Origin of the sequence: Heterorhizobium halophytocola (genome assembly GCF_017873095.1) — a bacterium.
In the GTDB taxonomy this organism is placed as follows: Bacteria; Pseudomonadota; Alphaproteobacteria; order Rhizobiales; family Rhizobiaceae; genus Allorhizobium; species Allorhizobium halophytocola.
The window spans coordinates 243,021-266,808 of sequence record NZ_JAGGJU010000004.1; the positions used below are offsets into that span (position 1 = coordinate 243,021).

Annotated in this window: 22 protein-coding genes; 8 read left to right on the top strand and 14 right to left on the bottom strand. The window is 63.6% G+C overall.

The annotated features are described in order from the left end of the window. Positions 1-24: 24 nt before the first annotated feature. Positions 25-2,337, bottom strand: a complete 2,313-nt coding sequence (locus tag J2Z17_RS09015; RefSeq protein ID WP_209944037.1) for a Tex family protein — start codon at positions 2,335-2,337, stop codon at positions 25-27. Between the two features lie 188 nt (positions 2,338-2,525). Between J2Z17_RS09015 and purD the strand changes: the two genes are divergently transcribed. From purD to J2Z17_RS09035, 4 genes are all read left to right on the top strand, one after another. After that, positions 2,526-3,797, top strand: a complete 1,272-nt coding sequence (purD, locus tag J2Z17_RS09020) for a phosphoribosylamine--glycine ligase (protein WP_209944038.1) — start codon at positions 2,526-2,528, stop codon at positions 3,795-3,797. Between the two features lie 114 nt (positions 3,798-3,911). Continuing rightward, positions 3,912-4,385, top strand: a complete 474-nt coding sequence (locus J2Z17_RS09025; protein ID WP_209944040.1) for a plant virulence effector HPE1-like domain-containing protein — start codon at positions 3,912-3,914, stop codon at positions 4,383-4,385. Between the two features lie 284 nt (positions 4,386-4,669). Further along, complete coding sequence (locus J2Z17_RS09030; RefSeq protein WP_209944041.1) at positions 4,670-6,511, top strand: methyl-accepting chemotaxis protein; 1,842 nt, start codon at positions 4,670-4,672, stop codon at positions 6,509-6,511. Positions 6,512-6,812: 301 nt separating this feature from the next. Continuing rightward, entirely contained in the window at positions 6,813-8,645 is a 1,833-nt protein-coding gene (locus J2Z17_RS09035; RefSeq protein WP_209944043.1) for a methyl-accepting chemotaxis protein, read from the top strand. A gap of 90 nt (positions 8,646-8,735) precedes the next feature. Here J2Z17_RS09035 and J2Z17_RS09040 read toward each other — a convergent pair whose 3' ends face one another. The 4 genes from J2Z17_RS09040 to glyS all read right to left on the bottom strand — a co-directional run bounded on the left by J2Z17_RS09040 (position 8,736) and on the right by glyS (position 12,363). Then, a complete protein-coding gene (locus tag J2Z17_RS09040) occupies positions 8,736-9,224 on the bottom strand; it encodes a 2-thiouracil desulfurase family protein (protein ID WP_209944045.1) in 489 nt (162 codons plus the stop codon). Between the two features lie 42 nt (positions 9,225-9,266). Then, positions 9,267-9,647: a cupin domain-containing protein gene (locus tag J2Z17_RS09045; RefSeq protein ID WP_209944048.1), complete on the bottom strand. Its 381-nt coding sequence runs from the start codon at positions 9,645-9,647 to the stop codon at positions 9,267-9,269. 141 nt (positions 9,648-9,788) lie between these two features. After that, positions 9,789-10,205, bottom strand: a complete 417-nt coding sequence (locus J2Z17_RS09050; RefSeq protein ID WP_209944050.1) for a hypothetical protein — start codon at positions 10,203-10,205, stop codon at positions 9,789-9,791. A gap of 4 nt (positions 10,206-10,209) precedes the next feature. Then, the gene (gene glyS, locus J2Z17_RS09055) at positions 10,210-12,363 is read right to left on the bottom strand and encodes a glycine--tRNA ligase subunit beta (protein ID WP_209944051.1); all 2,154 of its coding nucleotides are present in this window, start codon (positions 12,361-12,363) and stop codon (positions 10,210-10,212) included. 337 nt (positions 12,364-12,700) lie between these two features. Between glyS and dinB the strand changes: the two genes are divergently transcribed. Then, entirely contained in the window at positions 12,701-13,819 is a 1,119-nt protein-coding gene (dinB, locus tag J2Z17_RS09060) for a DNA polymerase IV (RefSeq protein ID WP_209944343.1), read from the top strand. Positions 13,820-13,957: 138 nt separating this feature from the next. Here the strand turns inward: dinB and J2Z17_RS09065 are convergent, their stop codons facing one another. From J2Z17_RS09065 to J2Z17_RS09095, 7 genes are all read right to left on the bottom strand, one after another. After that, complete coding sequence (locus tag J2Z17_RS09065) at positions 13,958-14,104, bottom strand: DUF1127 domain-containing protein (RefSeq protein ID WP_209944053.1); 147 nt, start codon at positions 14,102-14,104, stop codon at positions 13,958-13,960. 177 nt (positions 14,105-14,281) lie between these two features. Further along, on the bottom strand, positions 14,282-16,207 hold the full coding sequence (locus J2Z17_RS09070; RefSeq protein WP_209944055.1) for a DUF2207 domain-containing protein: 1,926 nt from the start codon (positions 16,205-16,207) through the stop codon (positions 14,282-14,284). A gap of 126 nt (positions 16,208-16,333) precedes the next feature. Continuing rightward, a complete protein-coding gene (locus J2Z17_RS09075) occupies positions 16,334-16,483 on the bottom strand; it encodes a hypothetical protein (RefSeq protein ID WP_209944057.1) in 150 nt (49 codons plus the stop codon). Positions 16,484-16,588: 105 nt separating this feature from the next. Then, a complete protein-coding gene (locus J2Z17_RS09080) occupies positions 16,589-17,866 on the bottom strand; it encodes a 3-phosphoshikimate 1-carboxyvinyltransferase (protein ID WP_209944059.1) in 1,278 nt (425 codons plus the stop codon). A 58-nt stretch (positions 17,867-17,924) separates the two neighbouring features. Further along, positions 17,925-18,485 (bottom strand): LemA family protein, encoded by a 561-nt coding sequence (locus J2Z17_RS09085; protein WP_245223966.1) that lies wholly within the window; start codon positions 18,483-18,485, stop codon positions 17,925-17,927. 864 nt (positions 18,486-19,349) lie between these two features. Continuing rightward, the gene (locus J2Z17_RS09090) at positions 19,350-20,102 is read right to left on the bottom strand and encodes a DUF4328 domain-containing protein (protein WP_209944061.1); all 753 of its coding nucleotides are present in this window, start codon (positions 20,100-20,102) and stop codon (positions 19,350-19,352) included. Continuing rightward, positions 20,099-21,055: a glycine--tRNA ligase subunit alpha gene (locus J2Z17_RS09095; protein WP_209944063.1), complete on the bottom strand. Its 957-nt coding sequence runs from the start codon at positions 21,053-21,055 to the stop codon at positions 20,099-20,101. Before J2Z17_RS09095 ends, J2Z17_RS09090 begins: the two co-directional genes overlap by 4 nt. Positions 21,056-21,256: 201 nt before the next feature. On the opposite strand from J2Z17_RS09095, the gene J2Z17_RS09100 reads away from it, so the two are divergent. Together J2Z17_RS09100 and J2Z17_RS09105 are read left to right on the top strand one after the other, a co-directional pair. Beyond that, the gene (locus J2Z17_RS09100) at positions 21,257-21,667 is read left to right on the top strand and encodes a thioredoxin family protein (protein ID WP_209944065.1); all 411 of its coding nucleotides are present in this window, start codon (positions 21,257-21,259) and stop codon (positions 21,665-21,667) included. After that, complete coding sequence (locus tag J2Z17_RS09105) at positions 21,664-22,383, top strand: cytochrome c biogenesis CcdA family protein (RefSeq protein ID WP_209944067.1); 720 nt, start codon at positions 21,664-21,666, stop codon at positions 22,381-22,383. The genes J2Z17_RS09100 and J2Z17_RS09105 overlap by 4 nt, the downstream gene beginning before the upstream one ends. Before the next feature lie 37 nt (positions 22,384-22,420). Here J2Z17_RS09105 and J2Z17_RS09110 read toward each other — a convergent pair whose 3' ends face one another. Then, positions 22,421-23,005 carry a TetR/AcrR family transcriptional regulator gene (locus J2Z17_RS09110; protein ID WP_209944069.1) on the bottom strand — a complete coding sequence of 195 codons (585 nt, stop codon included), beginning with the start codon at positions 23,003-23,005 and terminating at the stop codon, positions 22,421-22,423. A 69-nt stretch (positions 23,006-23,074) separates the two neighbouring features. Between J2Z17_RS09110 and J2Z17_RS09115 the strand changes: the two genes are divergently transcribed. Continuing rightward, positions 23,075-23,545: a nuclear transport factor 2 family protein gene (locus J2Z17_RS09115; RefSeq protein WP_209944071.1), complete on the top strand. Its 471-nt coding sequence runs from the start codon at positions 23,075-23,077 to the stop codon at positions 23,543-23,545. A gap of 29 nt (positions 23,546-23,574) precedes the next feature. Here the strand turns inward: J2Z17_RS09115 and J2Z17_RS09120 are convergent, their stop codons facing one another. Beyond that, positions 23,575-23,766, bottom strand: a complete 192-nt coding sequence (locus tag J2Z17_RS09120) for a hypothetical protein (RefSeq protein WP_209944073.1) — start codon at positions 23,764-23,766, stop codon at positions 23,575-23,577. Positions 23,767-23,788: the final 22 nt, after the last annotated feature.

Consider the following 23,788-nt stretch of genomic DNA (forward strand, 5'->3'; position numbering starts at 1 on the left):
AAGCGCGCTGACGGGCCTGCCTCGTTATTTCTTGCGCATCGCCTCCGCCAGAGCCGCGCCCAATCCCCCCATCGAAGTCTGCGACGGACGCTCGGTATTGGCACGCGCCTTGTCGCGCGAATTGTTGCCGGGACCACGGCTCTCGCGCATCGACGGCGGCGGTGCCTCGCCACCATCCTTGCGCATCGACAGTGCGATGCGCTTGCGCTTCACGTCGACCTCGACGACACGGACCTTCACCACGTCACCGGCCTTGACCACCTCGTGCGGATCCTTGACGAAACGGTCGGCCAGCTGGGACACGTGAACCAGCCCGTCCTGGTGAACCCCTATATCGACAAAGGCGCCGAAGGCCGCGACATTGGTGACGGTCCCTTCCAGCTGCATGCCGGGCTTCAAATCGGTGATCTCGTCGATACCCTCCGCAAAGGTCGCGGTCTTGAAGCTCGGGCGCGGGTCGCGGCCGGGCTTGTCGAGTTCGGCGATGATGTCCCTGACCGTCGGCAGGCCGAACTTGTCGTCGATGAACTGGCGCGGATCGACCTGCTTCAGCGTCGCACTGTCGCCCATCAGCGAGCGCAGGTCACGGCCGCAGGCTGCAACGATCTTCTTGGCGACACCATAGGCTTCCGGGTGGACGGAGGATGCATCCAGCGGCTCCTTGCCGTTCGGGATGCGCAGGAAGCCGGCGCATTGTTCGAAGGTTCGGGCACCGAGCCGCGGCACCGACATCAGGTCCTTGCGGCTTGAAAACGCACCCGACTGGTCGCGGTGGGTGACGATCGCCTCGGCAATCGCGTTCGACAGGCCGGAAACGCGCGCCAGAAGCGGCACGGAGGCGGTGTTCAGGTCGACGCCGACGGCATTCACGGCGTCCTCGACCACGGCGTCGAGCGAGCGGCCGAGCTTGCCCTGGTCGACATCGTGCTGGTATTGGCCGACGCCGATCGATTTCGGCTCGATCTTGACGAGTTCGGCCAGAGGGTCCTGCAGCCGGCGGGCAATCGAGACGGCGCCGCGCAGCGACACATCGAGGCCCGGGAACTCCTTGGCCGCAAGCGCCGAGGCGGAATAGACCGAGGCGCCCGCCTCCGAGACGATCACCTTGGTCGGCTTGGGCGCCGGCAGTGCTGCCAGCATGTCGGCGACCAGCTTTTCCGTCTCGCGGCTGCCGGTGCCATTGCCGATCGCGATCAGTTCGACATTGTGCTTGCGGATCAGCGCGGCGAGTTCGGCCTGCGTGCCGCGCACATCATTCCTCGGCGGGAACGGGTAGACCGTCGTGGTGTCGAGCACCTTGCCGGTGCCGTCGATGACTGCAACCTTGACGCCGGTGCGGATGCCCGGATCGAGCCCCATGGTGGCGCGCGAGCCGGCGGGGGCTGCCAGCAGCAGGTCCTTCAGGTTGCGGGCAAAGACGTGGATCGCCTCTTCTTCCGCCCGTTCGCGCAGTTCGCGCATCAGGTCGAGCGACAGCGACATCGACAGCTTCACCCGCCAGGTCCAGCCTGCCACATCCATCAACCACTTGTCGGCCGGGCCGCGATCGCGGATGTCGTAGGCAGCCGCAATGGTGCGCTGGGCCGGCTTGATCGGCGCCGTCTCGTCCTTGTCCATCTCTATGGCGAGGGTCAGCATTTCCTCGTTCCAGCCGCGCAGCATGGCAAGCGCCCGGTGGCCCGGAACATTCGACCAGCGTTCGGAATGGTCGAAATAGTCGGCGAACTTTTCGCCGGCATCCTGCTTGCCGTCGACCACCTTGGCATAGACGAAGGCGCGGGTGCGCATGTCGTTGCGCAACCGACCGAGGAGGTCGGCGTTTTCGGTGATCTGCTCGGCGACGATGTCGCGCGCGCCCTCGAGCGCCGCCTTCACATCGGCGACCTCTTCCGTCAGATAAGCCTCGGCAAGCCTTGCCGGATCGCAGGCGCGGTCGGACAGGATCGCGTCCGCCAGAGGCGCAAGCCCCCGCTCACGGGCGATCTCCGCCTTGGTGCGGCGCTTGGGCTTGTAGGGCAGATAGAGATCCTCGAGCTCCGCCTTGGTGGTGGCCGAGCCGATCTTGACCGCCAACTCGTCGGTCATCTTGTCCTGGCCGGTGATGCTGTCGAAGATCGTCTTGCGGCGCGCATTGAGCTCACGCAGATAGGTCAGCCGCTCGGCCAGCTCGCGCAGCTGGGTGTCGTCCAGACCGCCGGTCACCTCCTTGCGGTAGCGCGCGATGAACGGCACCGTCGCTCCCTCGTCCAAAAGACCGATCGCCGCCACCACCTGGTCGGGCCTGGCCTTGATCTCGCCGGCAATCGTCGCAGAGAGGGTCTTCAAATCTTCGGCCATGGGCGGTCGCACTTCCTTTACTTGTCTTGGCGGCGAATTTAGCCACCGAACAAGGCAAGGCAACGGCGAAGGTGGCCGGACCCACAGGAAAGCATGGCTGCAAACGGTCCCTTCGGCCTTGACCTTTCGCCTGCGGCCCCTTAACCGCCGGACGGACCAAGACACTCAAAGACTGGCGGAGACTGGCGATGAAGGTTCTGTTGATCGGTTCGGGCGGACGCGAGCATGCGCTGGCGTGGAAGATTGCCCAGTCGCCGCTGCTGGAGGCGTTTTACGCGGCACCGGGAAATCCCGGAATCGCCGAACACTGCGAACTCGTCCCGCTCGATGTCGATGACCATGCAGCCGTGCTTGCCTTTGCCCGCGACACGGCGATCGATCTCGTCGTCGTCGGGCCGGAGGCGCCGCTGGTGGCGGGCCTCGCCGACGTGCTGCGCGCGGAAGACATCGCCGTCTTCGGCCCGTCTGCCGCGGCCGCCCAGCTCGAGGGCTCCAAGGGCTTCACCAAGGATATCTGCGCCCGCTTCGACATTCCGACCGGCGCCTATCAGCGGTTCAATAATGCGCCGAAGGCCAAGGCCTATGTGCGCGACCAGGGTGCGCCGATCGTCATCAAGGCAGACGGGCTTGCCGCCGGCAAGGGCGTGACCGTGGCGATGACGCTCGACGAGGCGCTTGCTGCCATCGACGACTGCTTCGAAGGCGCCTTCGGTGCGGCCGGGGCGGAAGTCGTGGTCGAGGCCTTTCTCGACGGCGAGGAAGCCAGCTTCTTCTGCCTCTGCGACGGCAAGTCCTTGCTGCCGCTTGCCACCGCGCAGGACCACAAGCGCGTCGGCGATGGCGATACCGGGCCGAACACCGGCGGCATGGGCGCCTATTCGCCGGCACCGGTCATGACGCCCGAGATGGTCGCGCGGACGATGAGCGAGATCATCGAACCGACCATGCGCGGCATGGCCGAGATCGGCATGCCGTTTTCCGGCGTGTTCTTCGCCGGACTGATGATTACCGACAAGGGGCCGGAGCTGATCGAATACAATGTCCGTTTCGGCGATCCGGAATGCCAGGTGCTGCTGATGCGGATGAAGAGCGACCTGCTGCCGCTGCTCGACGCCTGCGCCCGGGGTAGGCTGGACACGGTTTCGGCCGACTGGCACGACCAGCCGGCGCTGACCGTGGTGCTGGCCTCGAAGGGCTATCCCGGCGCCTACGAGAAGAACACGCCGATCCATGCCATTCCGCAGGAGACCTCGGACGCCAAAGTGTTTCATGCTGGCACAGCCACGGCAGACGGCCAGCTGGTCGCGACCGGCGGGCGCGTGCTCAACGCCACCGCCATGGCACCGAGCGTCGCGGCGGCGCAGAAAAAAGCCTATGAAATGGCCGATACCGTGGACTGGCAGAACGGTTTCTGCCGCCGCGACATCGGCTGGCGCGCGCTGGAGCGGACCCCGGACTGAGGCCTGTCTGGCTGCCCAAAAATCGTCAGGTCGATAAAATTCTAGCATTCCCGTCGAGGGCATGGAAACAAAGCCGCGCTATGGTTTCTCCCAAGAACAAGGGAGTCTGTGTAGATGCGTGGGATATTGCTGACCGTTTCACTTCTGGCGATCGCCGGCCAGAGCCATGCCGGATCGATCGAGTATCTGACGGCAAGAGACGCCCGCGGCGACAGCGTGATGTCGATCAGCTGCGCCCATTGCCCGGCACCGAAGCCGGCCGAGGCGACGGCAAATGACGTCCCGTCGCTCGCGATCGGCACGCAGAAGATCACCGTCAGCGACATCGGCGGCGTGCGCAAGGTGATGCGTACCGAAGCCTGGATGGGCGGTTCGCCCGTCACCTTCGTCAGCACCTCGCCTGTCTGGGCGGCAGACGCCAACGGCACCGAACTTGCAATCGCACCCTATGTGGACACCGCAGCGACCACGGCCGCCGTCGAGCCGGCAAAGACCGGCCCCTCGACCACGGATACGGCCGGGGCGGAGCCGCTGTCGCCGTCCGCCGCTGACGACGAGAACCTGCGGCTGAAGCCGAAAGGCGCCTGACGCGCGTCCCCTTCCCTGCCCCGCTCCGTCGAACGATCCAGACGGGCCGGGCCCGTTGCGCAGAAGCAACGGCCAGCGCCCTGGCATCCACGCCAGGGCGCTTTTGCGTTCCGGCGAACAATTCGCATTTTCCTTAATTAGCGTAATTTTAATCATACCCCTCCATTTCTAGAGATGAAGCGATAGTGCTCCGGTAGGTCACGATCATCCGGCACGGTATGTCGCCAGAGGTTCGGTCCACGCCACCGGTAATTGTCGAGACAATCCTCTCCGGGGTCAGATCCATGAAGAACATCAGAATATCGACGCAGCTCTTCCTTCTCGTCGGCACCATCATCGCGCTTTTCGCCGCCATGACCTATGTCCAGGTGCGTGAGTCCACAGCATCGATCTACAAAGAACGGTACGAAATGCTGCGCACGCAGGTGGAGACGGCGATTTCGGTTCTGTCGGACTACGACGCCCGCGCCAAGGCCGGCGAGTTCAGCCTGGAAGAGGCCAAGAAGCGCGGCTACGAGATGATGAACAAGATGAAGTTCGAGCCTGACGGCTACTTCTTCGGCTATGACTACGACGTCAAGATGGCCTTCCATCCCAATGCCAAGCTGATCGGCCAGAGCGGCAAGGGCAAGACCGATGCAAATGGCTATGCCTATCGTGACGCGCTGGTGCAGCTTGGCCGTGCCGGCGGCGGTTCGACCGAGTTCATAGGTCCCAAGCCCGGCCATGATCCCAACGACTACAGCTTTCCCAAGGCGGCCTATGCCAAGGCTTTCGAACCCTGGCAGATCGTCGTGGTCACCGGCCTCTATACCGATGACCTGAAGGCCGACATCTGGGCTGCGACGCTGCGCACGATCGGCACGGCCCTTGTCATCGTCCTGTTTGCCGTGGGCGCGGCCCTGCTTGTCATTCGCGGTATCACCAGGCCGCTGAAGAACATCCACAAGGCCCTCGAAGCCGTCGCCGACGAAGATGTCGACATGGCCATTCCGCATACCGACATGGGCAATGAAGTCGGCATGATGGCCAAGGCGACGATGGCGCTGCAGCAGAAGGTGCGCGAGCGCCACGCCATGGCCGATCGCCAGAAGGACCAGCAGAAGCAGATCGACAACGAGCGCCAGCAGAATGTCGACATGCAGCGCGCGGAAGCAGAAACCCAGGCGCATGTGGTCTCCACCATCGGCAATGCGCTGGTGGAACTGGCCAAGGGCGACCTGACGGTACGCTGCGCCGATCTCGGCCCGAAATATGCCGGCCTGCGCCAGAATTTCGACGAGGCCATGGAGCGCCTGGAACAGGCCATGGGCCGGGTTCGCCTGAAGGGCAACGATATCGGCACGAGCAAGGAAGAAATCCGCCGCGCCTCGAACGAACTGGCCCAGCGCACCGAGCGCCAGGCTGCCAACCTGGAAGAGACATCCGCCGCTCTCGACGAGCTGTCGGTGGCCGTGCGCCAGACGGCGGAAGGCGCCCGGGAAGCCGCAAGCCGGGTCACCTCCGTGCGCAGCGAAGCCCAGAAGAGCGACAGCATCGTCGCCCAGGCGATCCTCGCCATGACCGGGATCGAGCAATCCTCCAGCGACATCACCAAGATCATCAGCGTGATCGACGAAATCGCCTTCCAGACCAATCTTCTGGCGCTCAATGCCGGCGTCGAGGCGGCCCGCGCCGGGGAAAGCGGCAAGGGCTTTGCCGTCGTTGCCCAGGAAGTGCGCGAACTTGCCCAGCGCTCGGGCAATGCGGCCAAGGAGATCCGCGAAAAGATCTCCCAGTCGTCGGCACAGGTGGATTCCGGCGTTCACATGGTGACCGAGGCCGGCGAGGCACTGAAGCGCATCTCCAACCAGATCGACAGCGCCAATTCGGTCGTGTCGCAAATCGCCCACCGGGCCGAGGAACAGGACACGACGCTGCGCTCGATCACCACATCGATCAACCAGCTGGACACCGCCACGCAGCAGAACGCCGCGATGGCCGAAGAGACGACCGCTTCGGCGGAAGTGCTGGCCAACGACACCGGCGACCTGCTGGACCTGATCCAGACCTTCAAGGTGAATACCGCCAAGGCCAGAAGCCCGATGGCCGGTTATCGGGCCGACCCGATGCGCAAGGCTGGCTGATCAGCACCGACATCTGCCGAAACGACAATGGCCGCCGCGGTTTCCGCGGCGGCCATTGTCGTTTGGCGTGTTGCGCCTCGGCAGCGTCGTGCATCAAGGTCCGCCGAAGGCATCAATAGTTACCTTATTGTATGCAATATTATCAATTTGTTCGTCATTGATACGTACCGTTTGCAATATTCTGAGGATCGCTGAGGGCAATGAGCAGCCGGAGGCCCCACGCATGTCATGGAACTGCGCCCGATGATCGGCCGCATCTCCCTCCTCCGGACCCTTTCGTTTTGCCACCGAGGCCTCCACGATGAAAAATTTGAAGATTTCCCGCCAGCTGTTCATGCTGGTGACCGGGCTGGTGATCGCCGCTGCGGGCATCATCTATTACCAGATCCACGTTTCCACCAATGCGATCTATGCCGAGCGCTATGCCATGCTGCGACAGCAGGTCGAGGCGGCCACCTCCATCATGCAGACCTTCTACGACCGCCAGACGTCGGGCGAACTTACCGAGGAGGAAGCCAAGGCGCGGGCCTTCGACACGATCACACGGATCCGCTTCGGGCAGGACAATTACCTCTTTGCCTATGACTACGATGTTATCATGCGCATCAATCCCAATCCCAAGAAGCTGGGAACGAGCGGCAAGGGCAAGCCCGACGATGTCGGGCACATGTTCCGCGACGAGCTCGTTTCCGTCGGCAGGTCCGGCGGTGGCATCGTCAACTATTACAGCTCGGTCAAGCCGAACGAACCGGATGGCGCCTATCTGAAGAGCTCCTATGCCAAGGCCTTCGAGCCCTGGGGACTGGTTCTGTCGACCGGTGTCTATATCGACGATCTCCAGGCCCAGATCCGCGGCATGTTCCTGAGCGCGATCGGCATAGGTGCCGTTGTCCTCATGGCAGCGCTGGCGTCTGCCTGGTTCGTCATCCGCGGCATCACGCAGCCGCTGAAGAACATCCACGATTCGCTCGAGGCCGTGGCCGATGAGAATGTCGACATCACCATCCCGCATACCGACATGAGCAACGAAGTCGGGATGATGGCCAAGGCGACCCAGGCGCTGCAGGAGAAAGTGCGCGAGCGCCAGACGATGGCGCAGCAGCAGAAGCAGCAACAGCGACAGCTTGACGACGAGCGCCAGCACAGCGCCGATATCCAGCGCACGGAAGCCGAGACCCAGGCCCATGTCGTGGCCACCATCGGCAACGCGCTCGAAAGTCTTGCCGACGGCAATCTCAGCATCCGCTGCGCCGATCTCGGCAGTCAGTATGCGGGCCTGCGCGACAACTTCAACGAGGCCATGGATCGGCTGGAAGCCGCCATGGGGCGGGTCAAGGCCAAGGGTGGCGATATCGGCGCCTCGAAGGACGAGATCCGCCGCGTTGCCGCCGATCTGTCGGAACGCACCGAACGCCAGGCGGCAAGCCTGGAGGAAACCTCGGCGGCCCTCGACGAACTGGCCGTCGCGGTTCGCCAGACCGCCGAAGGCGCCCAGGAAGCGGCCATAAAGGTCAACAGCGCCTCGTCGGAGGCCACCCGCTCCGACAGTGTCGTGGCCGAAGCCATGGCCGCAATGAGCGGCATCGAGCAGTCTTCGCAGCAGATTGCCAGCATCATCGACGTGATCGAGGACATCGCCTTCCAGACCAATCTTCTGGCGCTCAATGCCGGGGTGGAAGCGGCCCGCGCCGGCGAAAGCGGCAAGGGTTTTGCCGTGGTCGCCCAGGAGGTGCGTGAACTCGCCCAGCGTTCGGCCAATGCCGCCAAGGAGATCAAGGACAAGATCTCGCAGTCCTCGCTGCAGGTCGGCAATGGCGTCGGCCTGGTCGGCCAGGCAGGTGATGCGCTGAAGAAGATCTCCGAGCAGATCAAGCAGGCCAACGAATACGTCAACAAGATCGCGCATTCGGCCGTCGAGCAGGACACCACGCTCCGCGCGATCGCCTCCTCCGTCAACCAGCTGGATTCGGCGACCCAGCAGAATGCGGCGATGGCCGAGGAAAGCACGGCGGCCGCCGAAACGCTGGCAGCCGATACCGAACAGCTGCTCGACCTGATCCGCGGCTTCAACCTCTCCGACGATGACAGCGAAACGCTGCATGCCATGGCCGAGACGATGCGCAAGGCCGGCTGAGACGGACTGCCGTTCGACCCATCGAAGGCCGCCGGTCACCCGGCGGCCTTTGTCGTTCAAGCGATCAGTGCAATTGCGCCGGCCTGTCTGTCATTGCGGCAGAAGCGCCTCGAGCTGCGCGATCTCGCGATCGGAAAAGACCGCGACGCCCGCCCGGCGCAGCAGCGCGGCGGTGACGCCCTCGCCTGCGTGTGTCCCGCCGGAAAAGCGGCCATCATAAAGGAAGCCGGATCCGCAGGAGAGACTGCCGTCGATCAGCAGCGCAAAGGGGCAGCCTTGCGCCTTGGCATAGGCAACGGCCTGCTCGGCGCCTGCGATGAATGCCGCGGTGACATCGCCGCCGGTCACCTCGATCACCCGCCCACGCCCCGAAAGCACGTCCTCGCCGGACAGGCCACCCTCGATCTCGGCCGGCGGACGCGGCGTCGGCAGACCGCCGGCCTGTTCGGGACAGAAGCCGACCAGCCGCCCTTGCGCCTTCCACCTGGCAATCGCCGGATGGTCGAGCGGCTTGCCCTTGCCGTCATAGCGGACAGGGCGGCCGAGGAGACAGGCGCTGATCAGGATTTTTGCCGACATGGCCGCAGGATAGAACTGCGCCTGCCGCGAGGCAATCGCCGTTCAGATCCAGATGTCGTTCTCAGCGGTGCGCTCGCCGCCCTCCGCACCGGTATTCAGCGTGCCCTTGGGTTCGATCAGGATCATGCTGACGACGTCCTGCGTATGCGGCCTGTGGCGCACGCCTTTCGGCACGACATGCATTTCGCCCGGGCCGATCGTCACCGTGCCATCCGGCATGTCGATGAACAAGGTGCCCTCCAGCACGATAAAGGCTTCATCGGTCTCGGGATGGTCGTGCCAGATGAAGTCCCCTTCGATCTTGACGATCTTGAGCTGGTAATCATTGAGCTCGGCCATCACCCGCGGCTGCCAGCGATCGGTGATCTGCGACAGCTTGTCGGCAAAATTGATGGCGGTATGGGTGCGGGTCTGTTCGGTCATCAGGGCCTCCTAGGCTTATCGGGAACCTCCCTATGACCCGCCTGCCCTTTCGTCTTGAACGTTCGTGAAACGCAAAGAGCCCGGACATGGCCGGGCTCAGTTGTCATCGCCTAGCGCTTGCCGGCGAATCGGTCCCAGACTTCAGACGGTGGTGTCGACCGAAATATTATCGTGCCGTTGCAGCAAAGCCTTTCGCTCGGCCAACATCCAGATCCCGAAAATAACAGTCAAGCATAGGAACAGCATCATGAGCCAGCCGTGAACCATGCCGGTTCGGCCGGAAAAATAGGACCCGAGGTCCTTCATCAGCAGGACATTCATGTCGTTTCTGCCCCGCGCGCTGCGATTATATTTGCCCCAGAAACCTTTATCCTCGGGCGTTTTTTCTTGTGCTTCGGTCAACGGATAGCGGAAATATCCCCATATAATCCTGATGAACAAAGCCGCGAAGCTGCACCACAAACCGACAAACGATAAGAGGCAGAGGTGCCCGACGGGCGTCTCTATCGAAAACTTGCGGGCGCCTGAGACGACGAGAACGATCCCGGGGCCGTCCATACCGCTACCCCGTGATCTTCGAGAAGTCGGCGACGGTGCCGGTCGCCTCGCGTATCGCCTTCAGCAGGGCCAAGCGGTTGGCCCGGACAGCGGCGTCCTCGTCGTTGACCAGAACGTCGTCAAAGAAGGTGTCGACCGGCGCGCGCAGGGTCGAGAGTGCCTGCATGGCCGAGCGGAAGTCCTCCGTGGCGACCGCGGCAGCGGCCGTTTCGCTGGCGGAGCGGATCGCGGCGGACAAGGCCTTTTCCGCATCGAGCTTCAGCAACTCCTCCGACACGCCGTCGGCGATGACCGTGCCCTTCTTTTCTTCCGCCGCCAGAAGCTGCGTGGCGCGCTTGGTGCCGGCCAGCAGGTTGAGGCCGTCCTCCGAGGTGATGAAGGCGGTCAGGGCTTCCGCCTTGCGCGCGATCATCAGGAGATCGTCCGCCTCCGGCGTCAGCACCGCGTCGATGATGTCGTGACGGGCGCCCTGATCGCGCAGATAGACTTTCAGGCGGTCGTGGAAGAAGGAGAGGAGATCCAGGTCCTTGACGACCGTCAACAGCGGCAGGCGGATGCCTTTCTCCAGGATCATGCGGACAACGCCGAGCGCCGCCCGGCGCAGGGCATAGGGATCCTTCGAGCCGGTCGGCTTTTCGTCGATCGCCCAGAAGCCGACCAGCGTGTCGAGCTTGTCGGCGAGCGCGACCGTCAGACCGACGGCGTCTTCGGCTAAGCGGTCGGACGGGCCCTGCGGCTTGTAGTGATCCTCGATGGCTGCGGCGACCGAGGCATCCTCGCCCTGCAGGACGGCATATTTGCGGCCCATCAGGCCCTGCAGCTCGGGGAATTCGCCGACGGCTTCGGTGCGCAGGTCAGCCTTGGCCAGCACCACGGCGCGATCGACGAGCGTCGCATCGGCGCCGACGATCGGGGCAAGCGTGCCGGCGAGTTCGCGGATGCGGGCGACACGCGCACCCTGCGTGCCGAGCTTGGCATGGAAGGTGACATTCAGCGCGTCGAGCTTGGCCATGCGCTGGTCGAGCGGCTTTTTCAAGTCGAGACCGAATTTTTCGGCCGAGGCGGTGAGATCGCCGAGATCCGGCAGGTCGCCCTGGTCGCGCTTCCAGAAATGCAGGGCATCCGAAAGGCGGGCGCGCACGACCTTGCCGTTTCCGTGCATGATTTCCTTGCCGCCGTCCTTGGCCTCGATGTTGGAGACCAGGACGAAGTGGTTCGACAGCCTGTCGGGCTCGCCCTGCGGACGGGTGACGAAGCATTTCTGGTTGGTCTTGATCGTCAGCCGGATGATCTCAGGCGGGATCGTCAGGAAGTCGGGCTCGAAGGTACCGAGCAGCACGTTCGGATATTCGACCAGGCCCGCGACCTCTTCCAGCAGGCCCTCATCCTCGACCAGATCGAGGCCATTGGCGAAAGCGAGGTTCTTGGCTTCCTGGTCGATGATCTGCTTGCGGCGGTCGGCATCGAGCACGACCTTCGCCTTTTCCAGGCTGTCGACATAGTCGTCGAAGCGGCGAACCTTGATCGCGTCCGGCGCGTGGAAGCGGTGGCCATAGGTGATGTTGGACGCGGTGATGCCGTCGACCTCGAAGGGGATGACCTGGGTCTCGTCATGGTCGGTGCCGAAGGTGCAGACGATCGTCTGCAGCGGGCGCACCCAGCGCATCGCCTCGGTGCCGCGGCCCTCGATGCCGCCATAGCTGGAGCCCCTCGGCATGGAGGCGGCGCCCGAGCGCATCGACTTCGGCCAGGGGAAGGTGCGGATGATGCCGGGCATCACGTCGGCAACGATCTGCTCGGCTGCGCGACCGGGCTTTTCGATCAGCGCAACGTAGAAGTCACCCTTTTTCGGATCGGTCTGGACGATGGCCTGCGAGATATCGGAGAGGCCGGCCCCGCGCAAAAAGCCCTCGATCGCCTTTTCCGGCGCGTCGGTGCGGGGTCCCTTGCGCTCTTCCTTGACGTCGGCCGAGCGGGCCGTCAGGCCGCGAATGTCGAGCGTCAGGCGGCGCGGCGTCCAGTATTCGCGCGCGCCCTCATAGGTCAGACCCGCGTCAACCAACGCATCGGTGACGAGCTTCTTCAGATCGCCGGCCGCCTTGCGCTGCATGCTGGCGGGAATTTCCTCGGAGCGGAGTTCGAGCAGAAGATCGGGCATGGGACACGCACACTTTTCAAGGGGATTGATCAGGTGTCGCGGACTTAGCAAGCCCGGCACAAAAAGTCATCCGTTGATCCGCGCAAAAAAGCCATGACGTTTGCCGGCATTCGCTGGCGTTTTGGTCGATATTCTCCTCGCAGACAGGGATGGGCTAGCCATATCGGGCCACCAGCCTCCCCCCTTTTCCGCCACGGCCGCCCTCCTGATGAGGCGTCGGTTTCCCGATGCGGCGGACTTTTCATTATCCGATCTTGCTGATATGTTCGCCTTACGTTCCGCACATCGACGGGACGAAGCACGCATAAGCGGGACTGACGCATTGACCATGACTGCGATGAGTACGGGCGAACGAGAACATGCAGTCGACATTCCGCCTGCAGCCGCCCGCGTTCGCAAGATCATCCATGTGGACATGGATGCCTTTTATGCCTCCGTTGAGCAGCGTGACGATCCATCCCTCAGGGGCAAGCCGCTCGCCGTCGGCGGATCGGCGGCGCGCGGCGTAGTGGCGGCCGCAAGCTACGAGGCGCGCGCCTTCGGCGTCTACTCCGCCATGCCCTCGGTGACGGCCAAGCGCAAATGTCCGGACCTGATCTTCGTCAAGCCGCGCTTCGAGGTCTACCGCGCGGTCTCGCAGCAGATCCGCGAGATCTTTGCCGAATATACCGCGATGATCGAACCGCTGTCGCTCGACGAGGCCTATCTCGACGTCACCGAAAACTTCAAGCAGATGGAGATCGCCACCGAAATCGCGCTGGAGATCCGGGCAAAGATCAAGCAGGTGACCGGCCTCAATGCGTCGGCGGGCATTTCCTACAACAAGTTCCTGGCCAAGATGGCGAGCGACCTCAACAAGCCGAACGGCCAAGCCGTGATCACGCCGAAGAACGGGCCGGGCTTTGTCGAGGGCCTGGCGGTGAAGAAGTTTCACGGCGTCGGGCCGGCCACCGCCGAACGGATGAAGCGGCACGGCATCGAGACGGGGCTGGACCTCAAGCAGAAATCGCTGGCCTTCCTGCAGCAGCATTTCGGCAAGTCGGGTCCCTATTTCTACGGCATTGCCCGCGGCATCGACGAGCGGCAGGTGCGGCCGGACCGGATCCGCAAATCGGTCGGCGCCGAGGACACCTTCGCCAGCGATATCGATGATCTGGCGCTTGCCACCGCCGAATTGCGGCCGCTGGCCGACAAGGTGTGGCGCTACTGCGAGGCCAATGACATCAGCGGCAAGACGGTGACCGTGAAGATCAAATATTCGGATTTCACCCAGGCCACCCGAAGCCGGACGATGGCAGCCGTGTTTTCCAGCGCCGAGGAGCTGCTCGACATCGCCACGCTTCTGCTCGCCGGCGTCCATCCCTTCCGGCGTTCCGTGCGGCTGCTTGGCGTGACGCTCTCATCGCTGACCCGCGAGACGGAGCAGGACAGCTCGCAACTCGACCTGCGGCTTTGAGTGGCCGAGGGCTGTGATCGGCATGACAGCCATGCACTCAGCGCCTGGCTGACTGAGCATTCGAGTGGGATGTAGAAACGCGAAACGCCCGCTTCGAGGAAGCGGGCGTTTCGCGGAAATTCAGCGTTTTGCGAGCGATCAGAAATTGGTCGCGGCGCGGGCGACGCGCTCGATTTCGGACCGGTCGATACCGAGATCGCCGAGCGCGCGGTTGCTCATGCGGCCCAGTTCGTTCACGGTCTGCCGGTATTTGCGCCAGTTGTTCAGGGTACGTGCGACGTTCATGATGATCCCCTTTCTGAGGTTCCGTTTGACGTCAGCAGCCTTGCTCGGCCCCGGCGTCGTTTGATGAGGGCAACCTACGCCTCCCGACCGCGTGGCAAAAGCGCCAATGCCTCAGGCCAGTCATGCGCTGGGCGCAAAGGTGGGGCATTCGCACGCCAAAATTTGGGCACATGCGGCTCACCAGCCGCCGCCGCCGCCTCCACCGCCGCCGCCCCCGGAAAAGCCACCGCTGGAACCCGAGCTCGATTTGGGTGTCGGGATGGTGGAGGAAATGGTCGAGGCCATGGAGGAGGAAATATTGCCGATATTGCCGGCGACGCCGCCGATAGAGTTGCCGTGATACCAGACGGGCGCATAGGCGGTGGCAGCGGCTGCACCGGCAGCGGCCGTTGCAAGCCAGGCGTTGAAGGCATTCGACCACGGTTCCTCGACGCCGAGCGCCACCGCATAGGGCAGCAGTGTCTCGAAATGCTGCGGCGACATCGTCGGCGCGCCGGCCGTGTTCATCCGGTCCTTTTCCGCCAGCGTCAGATAGGTGCGCAGGCCCTCTATGCCGTCCATCAGCTTGCGGCCGAGCGGCGTCGGCGCCCCCATCAGGAAGAAGAACAGGATGTTGAGCACCAGGATGCCGCCGACTGCAACCGCGACGATCAGCTCGTTCGAGCTGACGAGTTCACTGACCAGCGAGACCCCGAGACCGCCGAAGGTGGTCAGGAAGACGAAACCGAAAAACACGATGCCGATCACCGACATCAGCCGCGATATCAGGGACTTGCTGCGCAGGATCCCACGGCCGACCTTGATGCCCAGCATGGCAAAGACAAAGGAGAAGAAGGCAGGCGCGATCATCAGCGGCACGGCTTCGGCCGGAATCGCACCGAAGATCAGCAGTGCCAGCAGCACCGCAAGGCTCAAGGCCACGCCGCCCACGACATAACCCCAGTTGCTCTTGTAGTATTTGCCCCGATGCTCCTTCTCGATCGCCGAACGGAAGCGGTTTCCGGCGGACTGCACGGCGGCGCCATGGGCCTTGTCGATGTCGAATTCGGAACCCGGACCACCCACCTGGTCCAGCAGAACCTTCTGGCCGGCCGAGAGCTTGTCCCTGACCGGCTTGTCGGTCCTGCGGATCACCAGTTTCTCCCGCAGGTCGTCCAGTTCGACATAGCCCTTGACCGCGAGGTCGATGGCGGTGGCGGAAAATGCGGTCCAGCCGCCACCGGAAAAACCCTTGTTGTCGACATAGTTGACCAGTGCCGGCGACAGCCCGTCCGGTGCATCCCAGCGCGGCACGATGACGCCCGGCTGCGGGTCGCGGCCAACCGCGATCCAGGATTTCATGTAATAGGCAAAGACGAGCAGCAGCCCGATGCCGCCGATCAGCAGGCCGGCATAGTCGCGCAGGAAATAGCGCCATGCCTCGGTCTCGCTCGGCGCGGCCAGCACGCCCTTGGGAATCCCGACAAGAATGGTCAGCCCTTCCTGCGGATCGAGCGGTCGGGTGGTCTGAAAATCGGCATCGCTGCCGCTGACGCTGCCCAGCGCATCCTTGCTTTCCTCGCCATAGCCGCCGGTAAATACCGCCGTCTCCGTCGGCCGGGCATCGCCGGGCAGATGCACGCTTGCCGAGGCCTTCAGGATCGGGAACTGCCAGCCATTGCCGGTCACGTTCCAGTAGAGCTCGTCCTGCGTCGGATAGCGCAGGATCCAGCGGCGGGTATTATAGGTGATCTTGTAGGTGTAGTTGCCGGGCGACAGATAGGTATCGGCATCGCCGGCATAGATGCGGATGCCGCCGGAGACGCTTTCGGTATGATAGGCTTCCGGCTGACCGTCGCGTTCGACCGACACCAGATCGAAATCGACCTTGATCCGGAGTCCCACCTGATCCTTGGCATAGAGCGGAAAATCGCGGAAAATCCCCCGTCGGATATCGCGACCCTCGGCACGAACGGCGATTGTCTCGACCACGGTCAGCGACGCGTCGGGATGTACGGTGATGTCGGAATGATAGGAGTTGATGACTTCGCGGGCCGCGGCCGGCAATGTCTGAAACCAGATGGCGGCCACCAGCAGAGCGAGGCCGAAAATCAATCTTCTCATCTGTCGTCCCCGTTTGCAGGCTCCGGGGCGGTTATAGCGGCAGACGGGGGATAATGAAAAGCCGTTCGGCACTTCGATTGCGCGGCGCTCCTTGGTTCGCGCGACAACCGAAGTGCCTGATCGCGATTATTTCTTCTCGATGGCGAGGCCATCCTTGCCGATGCTCAATTCGACGCCCTCCGGCTTCTGCTTCTCGTGGTAGACATAGGCCCCGAGGCCGATGACGACCACAACCAGGGCACCGATGACGAGATAAAGACCGTTGGTACGGTTCATGAAATATCCTCTCAAATAAACTGAGCGCGGGCTGCGCCAATCGCTCCACAATGCGAAACACGGCAAAAGGTTCCGATCACGATCGCGAGACCGGAAAATATCGTCTCAGGCGGCGTTCGGTGCCACGGTCTGAACGCCAAGGCTGCCAAGCGCATCCCAGTAGCCCGGGTAGGTCTTGGCCACGCAGCCGGGATCGAGAATGGTGATCCCCCCGATCTTCAAGCCGGCGAGCGCAAAGCTCATGGCGATGCGGTGATCGGCAAAGGTGTCGATCTCGGCCGGGAGCAGCTGCCCGGCCAGGGCCGGATCGGCATTGACCACGAGGTCGTCGCCTTCCTCGACCGCGAGCCCGTCGCGAATGGCGTTCAGCCCGGTCGACAGCGCCCGGATGCGGTCGCATTCCTTGACCCGCAGATTGGCGATGCCGACAAAACGCACCGGCTGATTGTTGAAGGCGGCGAGCACCGCGATTGTCGGAATCGCGTCCTGCATCTGGCTGCCGTCGATCACGGCCGGCATGTCGGGAAAAGCCGCGATCACGTCATAAGCCTTGGCGTCGGGCTGGGTAAACGCGGTCGCTGCCGTGCCGATGTCGATGGTGCCGCCGGTCAGTACTTCGGCGCCCCAGAGATAGGTAGCAGCAGAGGCATCCGGTTCGATGTGGAAATCGGCAGCCCTGTAGCCGGTCGGCTCGACCGTCCAGGTGCCGAGATCGGTTTCCTCGACCCGGGCGCCGAAGGCGCGCATGGCATCCAGCGTCAGATCGACATAGCCGCGGGCACCGATCTCGATGCCGGTGAGCGCCACGGTCACCGGCGCGTTCGAACCCGCGGGCGCCAGCGGTGCGGCCATCAACAGGGCCGAGACATACTGGCTCGACAGTCCGGCATCAATCTCCACCCGGCCGCTGCCGAAATGACCCCGACCGTCGACGGTGACTGGCGGGCATCCGGTCGGCGCCTTTGCCGAAATGCCGAGCGAGGCCAAGGCGGCGACCAGCGGGCCGATCGGCCGCTTGCGCATGTGCTCGTCGCCATCGACGATCACCTGGCCGTTGACGCTTGCGACGGCGGCGGTCAGGAAGCGCGTGGCCGTGCCCGCATTGCCGAGAAAGAGCGGCGCGGACGGGGCTTTCCATTCGCCCGTGGAGGTCACGACGAAGGTGGTTTCGTCCGGTTCCTCGACCGACACACCCATCGCCCGCAAGGCCTCCGCCATATAGCGGGTGTCATCGCTCTTCAGTGCGCCGGTGAGCCTGCTCGTACCCTTTGCAAGGCCGGCCAGAAGCAGCACGCGATTGGTGATCGACTTGGAGCCGGGCGGGCTGACATGGCCGGAAAGCGGATGGCCGGGCGGAAGAATGGTGAGCTTGTCGGTGGTCATCGGGTCCGTCATTTCAAGGTCTGGTCAAGGTCTGGTCGTGCCGAGAGCGTCGCGGTCTTCAGAATTTGACCGTCGGTACAGCACGGTCGGCTTCGTTGGCAATCTCGAAATAGGGCTTTTTCGAAAAGCCGAACTGACCGGCGACGAGGTTGGACGGGAAGCTTTCGACGCGGACATTCAGATCGCGGGCAGCGCCGTTGTAATAACGGCGCGCCATCTGGATCTCGCCCTCGATCGTTTCGAGCGAGGTCTGCAGTTCCAGATAGTTCTGGTTGGCCTTGAGATCCGGATAGGCCTCCGCCAGGGCAAACAGCCGGCCGAGCGCCTGGGTCAGCTGTCCTTCGGCCGCAGCCCGCCCCTCGACATCGCCCGTCGGCACCGACTGGGCCTTGTTGCGCAGCGCGACGACCTCTTCCAGGGTCGTCTTTTCGTGTGCGGCATAGCCCTTCACCGTCTCGACCAGGTTGGGGATTAGGTCGGCGCGACGCTTCAGTTGCACATCGATGCCGGACCAGGCCTCCTCGGCCATCTGCCGCGCCTTGACGAGGCCGTTGTAGATCGTGACGGCATAAAGACCGACGAGCACGACAAGCGCAATGATGACGAGAATGGTGGACATCAGCCTCTCCGGATTTGGCAGCCGCGGTTCTTCCGCGGGCGGCGGATTGAACCATAGGCACTTGGTTTGACAAGCACAACGCCGGATCAGCGGTCCTGCAGGGCCGATCGCATGCACCGCGCGCGCAGACCGTGCCCCGGACTACGGCGATTGCGCAACCATGCTCTTGCGGGACCCGGCCATGGCCGCCCGTCAGCCGACTTTCCACCGATGGGGGGACCGGTCTCCGCCGTGATGACGCAGCAGGTACCAAATTTGTCCCGGCCGGTGTCACGCCCTCCGGACCTGCGCTTAACCGTTGACCTGACTGGGAAAAGCCGTCGTCGCACGCTGTCGGCAAATCGCCACAACCACCCCCGGCAACTCCAAAGATCTTGCTAAGCAGAACTGGTTAGCAAGTTCATCGAATATCCAGAGATGCCGGATGCCGATACCTTTCAATCATTCGCTGATGCAGGTCAAAGAAACGAGGCGGCAGGCAGAAGCGTCCCCCGGCAGGCGGGTCGGGGCAGGTTGGAGTAAAGCCGGTTGGCGGACCGGTAAAACTCAAGGCTTGGCCGGTTGGCGGACCGGTCAAGCCGAGCCTACCTGGTTGGCGGACCAGGCGGACAGTGAGCGGTTTACGAGGCGTTCCACGAAACCAATTCGGAAGTCCGAACCAATGTGTACGGTCATCAAAGCGATCAATGTCGTGGCGTTCATGGCATTGTTCTTCGACTACGGGGTCGCGATGCGTCCCCCGGAAAGCGGCGGAACCCGGCGCCTTCTGCAGATGTGTGCAAAGCAATTGCCGACCGGAGCCGTGGCTGGCTTCCACTGGCTACCCGAACCGGACTACGCCGACCCACCAGGGTTTGGATCAGCCTAGTCCGACATGCCTTCCTTTGACTTCTCCTCCCTCAACTCAGGCGCCGGTTCCGACCGGCGCCCTTTTTCTTTGGCAAGCGCACGCGCCTGTCCGCGGCCGACCGAAAGCATGAAGGCATCGCACAGGATCAGCAGCATGAAAGCAGCAATGTCGGCAATAGACGACATCTGCATGGCGTGCTGGGCCGCATTCGGATCGGAGAACACGTCGATCGGAATGCCGGCGACCGCGCGGGAGAATTGCAGCGCGATAAACAGCGACAGGGTGATGGCAGCCGGCAGCACCGGGTTCAGCGGGCGGCGCTGCGTCTCGCCCCTCCGTGCGGCACGGGCGATATCGTTCATCGCCTGGATCTGGATCCAGAAACTGGCGACCGGCACGAAAAAGCCGGTAACCGTTGCCAGCGGCGACAGGCGCCGCAGGCCGGGCGCGATGCGGTCGGTGAGAAGCAGCGAGAGCCAGATATAGCGCAGCCAGGCAAGCAGGCTCATCAGCTCGGCCAGATAGAGCAGCAGCATGTAGAAGCCGTCGATCGAGACGATGACCTGCGTCACGCCGCTGCCGGCGCCGGTGTTGCGCGTCGTGCCGGTGTGCTGCAGCACGTAGCTGATAAAGGCGAAATAGAGCTGATAGGCAACCGATCCGGTCAGAAGCAGTCCGGTGAGCGGCGCCAGGGTCCACCAGACCCGGCGCGCATGCGCCAGCCGCCGGCCGAGGACCTCGGCCGGTGCTTTATGGCTCGCTGTCACGCGGCCTTGCCGAGATTGGCACCACCGGCGTCGGTGAGCAGGAAGGCTTCGCCGCAGGCCTTGGCGAGCGTGCGCACCCTGAGAATGTAACTCTGACGCTCGGTGACCGAGATCACGCCGCGCGCATCCAGCAGGTTGAAGACGTGGCTTGCCTTGATGCACTGGTCATAGGCCGGAAAGACACATTTGTGCAGGCGCTGGTTGTCGCTGTCGCCAGGCGCCCCGGCGGCGAGCAGCGCCTGGCACTCCTTCTCCGCATCGGTGAAGTGGCGCAACAGCATCTCGGTATTGGCATATTCGAAATTATGCCTGGAATATTCCTGCTCGGCCTGCAGGAAGACGTCGCCATAGGAGATCTTTTCATCGCCTTCGCGGCCGTTGAAGTTCAGGTCGTAGACATTGTCGACGCCCTGCACATACATCGCCAGGCGCTCGAGACCATAGGTCAGTTCGCCGGCCACCGGCGCGCATTCGATGCCGCAGACCTGCTGGAAATAGGTGAACTGCGAGACTTCCATGCCGTCGCACCAGCATTCCCAGCCAAGCCCCCAGGCGCCGAGCGTCGGACTTTCCCAGTCGTCCTCGACGAAGCGGATGTCGTGCAGCAGCGGGTCGAGACCGATCGCTTCCAGCGAGCCGAGATAGAGCTCCTGCAGGTTGGACGGGTTGGGCTTCAGGATCACCTGGTACTGGTAGTAATGCTGCAGGCGGTTCGGGTTTTCGCCGTAGCGACCGTCGGTGGGGCGACGCGACGGCTGCACATAGGCGGCCCGCCAGGGCTTGGGACCCAGCGCGCGCAGCGTGGTCGCCGGATGGAAGGTGCCGGCACCGACTTCCATGTCGTAGGGCTGCAGCACCGCGCACCCCTTGTCCGCCCAGTAGTTGTGGAGCGTCAGGATCAGCGCCTGGAAGGAGCGCTTCGGATCCATATGGGGGGCGAGCGTGGTGGTCATGACGGATGTCCGGTTTCGCGAAAGATGTCTTTGGCGTCTGGTGCCACGGTGCAGCGGCAGGGTCAAGTCTGCGACCACCTCACGCGGCGAACACGCAAATGTGTAGGAGAGCCCTGTAACCGCCATGCCCGCCAACTCGAATTGCGTCATGATGCCACCGGGAGGGTGGCGCCCATGCCAACCCGAGGAAGGACAATCCAGATGACGCTCAGAACGACAATGCTCACCGGCCTTGCGGCCGCCGCTTTTTCGATCATCGCCGCTTCCGCCGCGCTTGCGGGCGAGATCAAGCCCTACAGCCAGCAGACCTTCGAAACGGCACAGAAGGCGGGCGCGCCGGTCGTCGTCGACATCACCGCCAGCTGGTGTCCGACCTGCAAGGCGCAGAAGCCGATCATCGACGAACTCGCCGCCTCCGAGGCGCTCGGTCCGGTCACCGTCTTCCAGGTCGATTTCGACGACCAGAAGGATGTCGTGCGGGCCTTCGGCGCCAATATGCAGTCGACGCTGATCGCCTTCAACGGGACGACCGAAACGGCCCGATCGGTCGGCGACACCAAGCCCGAGACGATCAAGGCCCTGTTCACGTCCTCGCTTGCAAAGACCCAATGATCACGACGATCCTCCTTGCAGCGCTTGCCGGCGTTCTGTCGATCCTGTCACCCTGCGTGCTGCCGCTGGTGCCGATCGTGCTGGCGACGGCGGCCGGCAAGCATCGCTTTGGGCCGGTCGCCCTTGCGGTCGGGCTTGCCGTCTCCTTCGTGGCCGTCGGTCTGTTCGTCGCGCTGATCGGCTTTGGCCTCGGCCTCGATCTCGGTGTGTTCCGCTCGGTCGGGGCGGTGATCATGATCGGGCTCGGCGCCGTGCTGCTCGTGCCCGCCATGCAGACGCGGCTTGCGACCGCCGCCGGGCCGCTCGGCAACTGGAGCGAACGGCATTTCGGCGGCGGTACCGGCGATGGCTGGCAGGGCCAGTTTGGCATCGGCCTTCTGCTCGGCATGGTCTGGAGCCCTTGCGTCGGACCGACACTGGGTGCCGCCTCGCTGATGGCCGCCCGCGGGGAGAATCTCGCGGCGGTCGGATCGACCATGCTCGCCTTCGGCATCGGCGCCGCCTTGCCGCTGCTGCTTCTCGGCGTGCTGTCCCGCGACGTGTTCAACCGGATGCGCGATCGCATGCTGAATGCCGGCAAGCTGCTGAAGGGCATTTTCGGCGTCGTGCTGGTGCTGCTCGGCGTGCTGATCCTGAGCGGCGCCGACAAGCAGCTGGAAGCCGCCCTCGTCGCAGCGTCGCCCGACTGGCTGACGCAACTGACCACCCGCTTCTGAGAGAAAGGCGGGCTCCGACCCATGGGGTCCGCGGCGCTCAGCCGCTGCGGGCCCTGCCCTCGATCATGCAAAGCAGCGCCTGGGCACACTCGACAAGCCCCTCCGTCTCACCCATCTGCGCCCGCACGATCGCCCCTTCGATGACGATCATTGCCGCGGCGGCCACTCCTTGCGGGCTGTCGAGACCAAGGCTTTCGGCCAATTCCTCGACATAGTGCGCCAGATCCTGCTTGTGGGCGATCGCCTGCGGAAAATCCCGGTCGAATTCGGAAACGGTGTTGATGAAGGCGCAGCCGCGAAAGTCGGGTTCCGCGAACCATTCACCGAGCGCCAGCGCGATCGCGGCAAGCCCTTGCGCTTCGACATGGGGCTGCACCCGGCTGCGAAACATCGCCATCCACATCTCGTGGCGCGCCACCAGGAAGGCGCGCACCAGATCGTCCTTGGACGGAAAGTGATTGTAGAACGACATCTTGGCGACGCCCGCCTCGGCGATGATCCGGTCGATGCCGGTGGCGCGGATCCCCTGCGCATAGAACAGCCGGGCAGCGGTCGCCAGGATGCGGTCGCGGGCCGGAGCGGCTTTGGCAGGCGTGTCGGACTGTGTCGATATTTTGCGCATGCCCCTGATTGACAGACAGATCTGTATAGGTCAACTGTATAGACAGATCTGTCTATCGAGGAAAACGCCATGTCCGGCCAGCGACCGCCCCTGCCCCCGTTCACCGAGGAAACCGCGCGCCAGAAGGCACGCGCTGCCGAAGATGCCTGGAACAGCCGCGATCCGGAGCGCGTGTCGCTCGCCTATAGCGCCGACAGCCGCTGGCGCAACCGCGATGCATTTCTCACGGGCCGGCCGCAAATCGTTGCCTTCCTGACGGCCAAATGGGCGCGCGAACTGGAATATCGGTTGATCAAGGAGGTCTGGGCCTACACGGGAAATCGCATCGCCGTGCGCTTTGCCTATGAATGGCACGATGCCGACGGCCAGTGGTTCCGCTCCTACGGCAACGAGAACTGGGAGTTCGACGGGGATGGCCTGATGACGAGACGGCATGCGTCGATCAACGATCTGAGGATCGGTAACGAAGAGCGCCTGTTCCTGTGGCCGCAGGGCCGCCGTCCCGATGACCACAAGTCGCTGAGCGAACTGGGGCTTTAGCCGACGGAGGCGAAGGGATGCCGCGGCGTCTACTCGTCGTCGCGGCGCAGGCGGTATTCGCCGGTCTTTTCGTCCTTGATCAGCGTGCCGCTGGCGCCTGTTTCACGCTCCTTCTCATCGACGCGCGACCGGCCGGCCAGATGCTGGGCATCGGAGACGAAGCGTCTGTAGAGCCAGAGACCGGCACCGACGAACAGGAGAAGAAGGATAATCTGCGGCATCGCCCCTCACTGGGCTTCTTGA